Source organism: Faecalibacillus sp., from assembly GCF_047023275.1.
Classification (GTDB): domain Bacteria; phylum Bacillota_I; class Bacilli_A; order Erysipelotrichales; family Coprobacillaceae; genus Faecalibacillus.
This window is the reverse complement of record NZ_JBKYAR010000032.1, coordinates 22503-29009: the sequence shown is the minus strand read 5'-3', so window position 1 is coordinate 29009 and position 6507 is coordinate 22503. Positions and strand designations below refer to the sequence as shown.

At 29.2% G+C, this 6507-nt stretch carries 6 protein-coding genes; 2 read left to right on the top strand and 4 right to left on the bottom strand.

Translation table 11 applies throughout. From position 1 onward, the window contains the following. From dnaK to ACLVEP_RS10525, 4 genes are all read right to left on the bottom strand, one after another. A partial coding sequence (dnaK, locus tag ACLVEP_RS10540; RefSeq protein WP_412584730.1) for a molecular chaperone DnaK occupies positions 1-1744 on the bottom strand: 1744 nt, incomplete at its 3' end. Positions 1745-1756: 12 nt separating this feature from the next. Next, positions 1757-2380: a J domain-containing protein gene (locus tag ACLVEP_RS10535; RefSeq protein ID WP_412584728.1), complete on the bottom strand. Its 624-nt coding sequence runs from the start codon at positions 2378-2380 to the stop codon at positions 1757-1759. 2 nt (positions 2381-2382) lie between these two features. Further along, complete coding sequence (locus ACLVEP_RS10530) at positions 2383-3213, bottom strand: DUF5685 family protein (protein ID WP_412584727.1); 831 nt, start codon at positions 3211-3213, stop codon at positions 2383-2385. 2 nt (positions 3214-3215) lie between these two features. Then, positions 3216-3608 carry a hypothetical protein gene (locus ACLVEP_RS10525; RefSeq protein ID WP_412584725.1) on the bottom strand — a complete coding sequence of 131 codons (393 nt, stop codon included), beginning with the start codon at positions 3606-3608 and terminating at the stop codon, positions 3216-3218. 137 nt (positions 3609-3745) lie between these two features. On the opposite strand from ACLVEP_RS10525, the gene ACLVEP_RS10520 reads away from it, so the two are divergent. Then, on the top strand, positions 3746-5497 hold the full coding sequence (locus ACLVEP_RS10520; protein WP_412584732.1) for an ABC-F family ATP-binding cassette domain-containing protein: 1752 nt from the start codon (positions 3746-3748) through the stop codon (positions 5495-5497). Positions 5498-5554: 57 nt separating this feature from the next. Then, the gene (locus ACLVEP_RS10515; protein ID WP_412584723.1) at positions 5555-6448 is read left to right on the top strand and encodes a haloacid dehalogenase-like hydrolase; all 894 of its coding nucleotides are present in this window, start codon (positions 5555-5557) and stop codon (positions 6446-6448) included. The last annotated feature ends 59 nt before the right edge of the window (positions 6449-6507 follow it).

Below are 6507 nucleotides of genomic sequence, written 5' to 3'. Positions count from 1 at the left end.
TTTGAGCTAGAGATTCTAAATGATTTTTAGAATCTTTTATTTTTTGTATTTCTTCTGGTGAAGCTGTTTCATAATTGAACTTTCTTGTTATTTTCATTAAAGAAGAAAGTTCAGCTTTAATTTGTTTTCTTAAAGCTTTATCCATTTCTTTTTTATGTGAAGCTAGACCATTTTGAACATTAATAATCAGTGTATCAACTTCATTTTTTAAAAGCATATTTTCTTTTGTGACTTGATCTTGACTTTCATACATTTTAGCTTGTTTAATAGCTTCTTCGATATCACTATCTGACATTTTAGCAGAACCTTCAATCGTCATACTTTGACTGTTTCCTGAAGCAAGATCTTTAGCAGAAACATTAACAATACCATTACTATCGATATCAAAAGTGACTTCAATTTGTGGAACACCACGCATAGCACGTTTGATTTTTTTGAGTTTGAATTTTCCTAAAGATTGATTATCTTTCGCAAGTGGTCTTTCACCTTGTAAAACATTAATTTCTACTTGTGTTTGAAAGTTGGCAGATGTTGTAAAGACTTGACTGTGGCTTGTTGGAATAGTTGTGTTTCTTGGAATTAAAGGCGTTGCAACACCACCAACAGTTTCAATAGAAAGCGTTAAAGGTGTAACATCTAATAAAAGAACATCATTATCTTCACCATATAAAACCATTTCTCCACTTAATTTACCAGCTTGAATAGCAGCCCCTAAAGCAACACATTCATCAGGATTTAATGATTTACTTGGTTCCATGTTCGTAATTTCTTTAACTTTTTCTTGAACTGCTAAAATACGAGATGATCCACCAACCAAGATGATTTTATTAAGATCCTGTGGTGTAAGTCTGGCATCATTTAATGCTGTTTGCATTGGTAATACAAGACGATCAATAAGATTTTTTGTAAGTTCATTGAATTTTTGTCTTGTAAGTGTCAGTTCTAAGTTTTTTGGACCATTTGCATCTTGATAAATAAAAGGTAAATGAATAGTGGTACTTGATTGACTTGAAAGTTCAATTTTAGCTTGTTCACTTGCTTCTAGAACACGACTATAAGCAACTGTATCTCTTTTTAAGTCAATGCCTTCTTGTTTTAAAAAGCTTTCTAAAACATAATCGCAAATAGCTTTATTAAAATCATCTCCACCTAAATGATTATCTCCAGCAGTTGATAAAACTTCAATAACACCACTACCAATTTCAATAATAGAAACATCAAAAGTTCCTCCACCTAAATCAAAAACCATGACTTTTTGACCATAGGCATTTTCAAGACCATATGCAAGTGCTGCAGCTGTTGGTTCATTAATAATTCTTAAAACTTCTAAACCAGCAATCTTTCCAGCATCTTTTGTTGCTTGTCTTTGAGCATCATTAAAATATGCTGGAACAGTAATAACCGCTTGATTGACTTCTTCTTGTAAATAAGCTTCAGCGTCTTTTTTTAATTTTTGTAAGATCATTGAAGAAATAAGTTGAGGAGAAAGTTGTTTTCCATCTATTTCTACATGATAATTTTGTCCCATTTCTCTTTTAATAGAAGAAATCGTACGTTTTGGATTCATAGATTTTTGACGCTTAGCGAGTTCTCCTACAAGTTTCTTTCCATCTTTATCAAAAGCAACAATACTTGGAGTTGTTTTTTGATTTTCTTTGTTTTCAATAATTTTAGCTTTTCCATTTTCATAAAAAGCCATACAACTATTTGTTGTACCTAAATCGATTCCAATAACCTTTGTCATAATTTTCTCCTTCTAACAACATAAAATAGGATAATGATATCCTCCACCACAACAACATGACATCATACAATTTAAAAGCAAAATTGAATAACAACAATTCATCATACTTGCAGGATTACCGTATTGTTGACTCGTTTGACGATACTGGTTTGTATTTCCTTGAAGTTGATTTAATAATAAAATATATTGCATATTCATTGGTTCCATTTGAACAGCTGTTTGGGCATATTCTTGTGCACGAATATTATTTCCTAAACCATTTTCAGCTAAAGCTGCTAAATAAAACCACATACCTGTTTTACTTTGAATTTGATTTAAAACATTTAAAGCTTCTTGATAACGTCCACCTTGAATAAATCCACTGGCTTCTTGATAAGCTTCTTGATCATTTCCATGATATTGATAACCACCAGTTGTTTGATTGCCATAACTTTGTTGTCTAAAACCTTTTTTTCTTTCATCCATAATAGTTTTATAAGCATTTTGGACTTCTTTAAATTTTTCAGTATATTCTGCTTGATGTGGATTTCCAATATTAGCGTCTGGATGATATTTTTTAGAAAGCGTACGATAAGCTTTTTTCACTTCATCATCACTGGCGCTAGGGGATATTCCTAATATTTGATAAGGATTCATGATTATTTTTCCTCCATTCTTTTCTTTTTAATGAGTTCAAATTTTGTCCAAATACCACTATAGATAATATTTCTTAAAAGTTCAACATTTTCAATCAAAGGAAGTTTTTCAAAATAAAAACTACTTCTAGAAATCATCATTTCTAGTATATTGAAACAATATTCTTGAAAATGATCATCTTTAAATTTCTTTTTAAAAGGATTATAAGTTTCTTTTTTTATATCCTCTTCAACATCTTCAAAAGCATCTATTAAATAAATAAACTTACCTAAATAAAATCCCATTTGATAAAGATCATCTTTAAAAACATCTTCTTGATAAACACAAATATTTGCCATAATATGACCAAATTGACCTGCTATTTCATCTAAATCCAAACAATGAGATTTTTCAAGATAATGGATTTGATCTAGATATTCTTTTATTTTTTTAACTTTATCTGGATATTTAGTTTTAATTTTTTTAAATTCTTTTTTTAGTAACTGTTTATAAGCTTTACTTTTTAAAGAATTTTCATCTAAAACATCATCTTCCAATTTATAATATGTTAAAACAATATTCATATCACTTACATAATCCATATATTGATTTGTGCGAACACTTTTTTTATAAAAAGGATGTAATGGACAACGGATTAAATACTGTTTATCCGTTGGTTCATACAAGCTTGTAAGTAAAATACCTACAAAGTTTAAATCATAATTTAAAGTCAACTGACCTCTTCTACCATGATTTTGTTTTAATGACTGACATAAACCACAATAATATTCTTGATATTTATCATAATCTTTAATTTTTAATTCGGGTTTATTAATAACGACATAACCAAACATTTTTAAGTTCTCTTTTCAAATTTTTGATGACAGCTTGGACAAGTGACAATTATTTTGCCTTTACCTTTTGGAAGTCTGACCATTTGTTTACAAGATGGACAGCGATAATATTTATGACTGCGATCAGATAATCTTTTCTTTTGAAGATTAAACCATTGTTGAAGTGGTTTAATACTTTTTAAATATTTTTCATTTTCTTGATAGCGTTTATAAGTTTGTCTTGAAAACATACGATAAATGACTAATAACCAAATAAGATAACCAAGAGTCATTATAATTCTATTGTTAAAAAATATATTAAGGATAAATAAGGCAATAACTAAAAATAAAGCATGATTATTTAAAGTATCTATTCCATATCTTCCTTGCATAAATTGAATTAATTTTTCTTTCATAAACATCTCTCCTTAACTATGATGATGAGATTATATGCTTGAATTGTGTATTGAACATGAACTCTAAAAATGATGTTCCACAAGATGAGCTGTCGCGTTTTGTTTTTGTTTGTGGTATGATAGCGTGGGTGATGAAAATGTTAGTGTCAATGACAGATTTAACAAAATATAATGGAGAAAAGTGTATTTTAGATCATATAGAATTACATATAGAAGATAAAGATAAAGTAGGAATCTTAGGAGTTAATGGGACAGGGAAATCCACATTATTAAAAATAATTGCGGGAATAGAAGACTATCAAGGTAAAATAAGTTATCAAAAAGATATCCGTATTAATTATTTACCACAAACGCCACTTTATAATGAAGATGATAGTATTATGGAAACTGTTTATAAACAATTAGATTCTAAAGAAATTCATGATTATGAAATTAAAGCACAGTTAGGTAAGTTTGGTATTATAGATGAAACACAAAAGATTAAAGAACTTTCAGGAGGTCAACTTAAAAGAGTTGCTTTAGCGATTGCTTTAATTAAACCTTGTGATTTACTTATTTTAGATGAACCAACAAACCATTTAGATAATGGGATGATTGAATATTTAGAAAAATTCTTAATTAAATGGTCTAAAGGCTTATTAATGGTAACACATGATCGTTATTTTTTAGAAAGAGTTGTTAATCGTATTATTGAAATAGATCATGGTCAAATTTATAAATATGAAGCTAATTATTCAAAATATCTCGAACTTAAACAAGTTCGTTTAGAAACACAACTTTCTAGTCAAAGAAAAAGAAAACTTTTTTTAAAAAAAGAATTAGAATGGGTACGTGCTGGTGTACAAGCCCGTACAACTAAAAGCAAAGATCGTCTTCAAAGATTTGAAGAATTATCAAAAGTTAAAGATGTAGAAGTCAATGGAAAAGTAGAAATGATTCATACGTTCTCTCGTCTTGGTAAAAAGACGATCGAACTTCATGAAATTTCTAAAAGTTTTGAACAAAAGAAACTCTTCGATGAATTTTCATATATGTTTAAACAACATGATCGTATTGGTATATTAGGAGATAATGGAACAGGAAAATCAACTTTATTAAATATTATTACAGGAAATTTAAAGAGTGATACGGGATATGTAGAAATTGGTGAGACTGTTCGTTTTGGTTATTTTAAACAAGGATATGATGATCTTCCAATGAATAAGAAGGTCATTGATTATATTCAAGAAATCTCAAATGACTTTAAAGTAGATGGTCAAGGATTATCTGCTAAAGATATGCTAGAAAGATTTTTATTTGATGCCAGATTACAACATACACCAATTTCTCGACTCTCTGGTGGTGAAAGAAGAAGACTTTATTTGTTGCGTGTATTAATGATGATGCCTAATGTTCTTGTCTTAGATGAACCGACAAATGATTTAGATATTGATACTCTTAATATTTTAGAAGATTATTTAGATAATTTTGAAGGTATTATTATGACTGTTAGTCATGATCGATATTTCTTGGATCGTATTTGTGATGGTTTGTTTATCTTACAAAATCAACATTTAAAATATGTTAATGGGGGTTATAGTCAAAATCTTGATACAACAACTAAAGAAGAAAAAGAAAAGGGTCAAGGGGCTTTAGCTTATAAACAAAGTAAACAAAAGAAAATCAAAATGACTTATATGGAAAAGAAAGAATTTGAAGAAATTGAAGATGTCATTATGGATTTAGAAACAAATTTAAGTCAAATTGAAGAGAAGATGAATGGTGTTACTGATTTTAAAGAAATTGATGAACTTTCAAGACAAAGAGATGACCTGCAAAAACAAATTGATGAGAAAAATGAAAGATATCTTTATTTATTAGAATTACAAGAACAAATTGATAATCAATAATTGACTCTTGTATATACATATAGGATAATAGAGACATGAAAAGGAAGGTTTTAAGAAATGAAGAGATTATTAAGTTGTACAAGTAGTGAAATGTTGAAAATGGATGGTCAAGAATTAAAACAAGCCATTCTTGCTAGTGAAGGAAGAACTGTGATGACAGAAACAGTTGTTGCGATCGAACCTTTATTAGGAGATCTTACAAATGCTGAACTTGCTGTTTCATTTGGAAGTGACATGGTTTTATTAAATTGTTTTGATTGTAATAACCCAGAAATCAAAGGATTACCAGAATGTGATAATCCTGTAGAAAAATTAAAAGAAATCGTTGGTCGTCCAATTGGATGTAATCTAGAACCAGTTGATTTAGAAGCTGAATTAATGGAAGAAAGACGTGTGATTTCTACAGGTAGACAAGCAAGAAAAGAAACTTATATTAAAGCTCAAGAATTAGGTTTCAACTTTATTTGTTTAACAGGAAATCCAGGTGTTGGTGTTTCAAATCATTCTATTTGTGAAGCTATTAAAGAAGCTAAAAAATATTTTAAAGGTTTAATTATTGCAGGGAAAATGCATGCAGCTGGAATTGATGAACCAATTGTTGATATGGATAGTATTAAAGATTTTATTGAAGCAGGGGCTGATGTTATTTTAATGCCAGCAGTTAATACAGTTCCAGGTTTATCTGAACAAGAAGTGACTGAAGCTTGTCGTTATATTAAAGCTCATGGAGCTTTATCATTAAGTGCGATTGGTACAAGCCAAGAAGGTGCAGATGAAGGAACAATTCGTGAAATTGCTTTATTAAATAAAAGATGCGGTATTGATATTCAACATATTGGAGATGCAGGATTCTGTGGTATTGCTTTACCTGAAAACATCATGGCTTTATCAATTGCGATTCGTGGTAAAAGACATACTTATCATAAAATTGCTTCATCAATTAATAGATAGAATGTCATTTATGTTTGAAAGATGTCATTTAAGTTGTAAATAATGAAAGAACGGTTGGT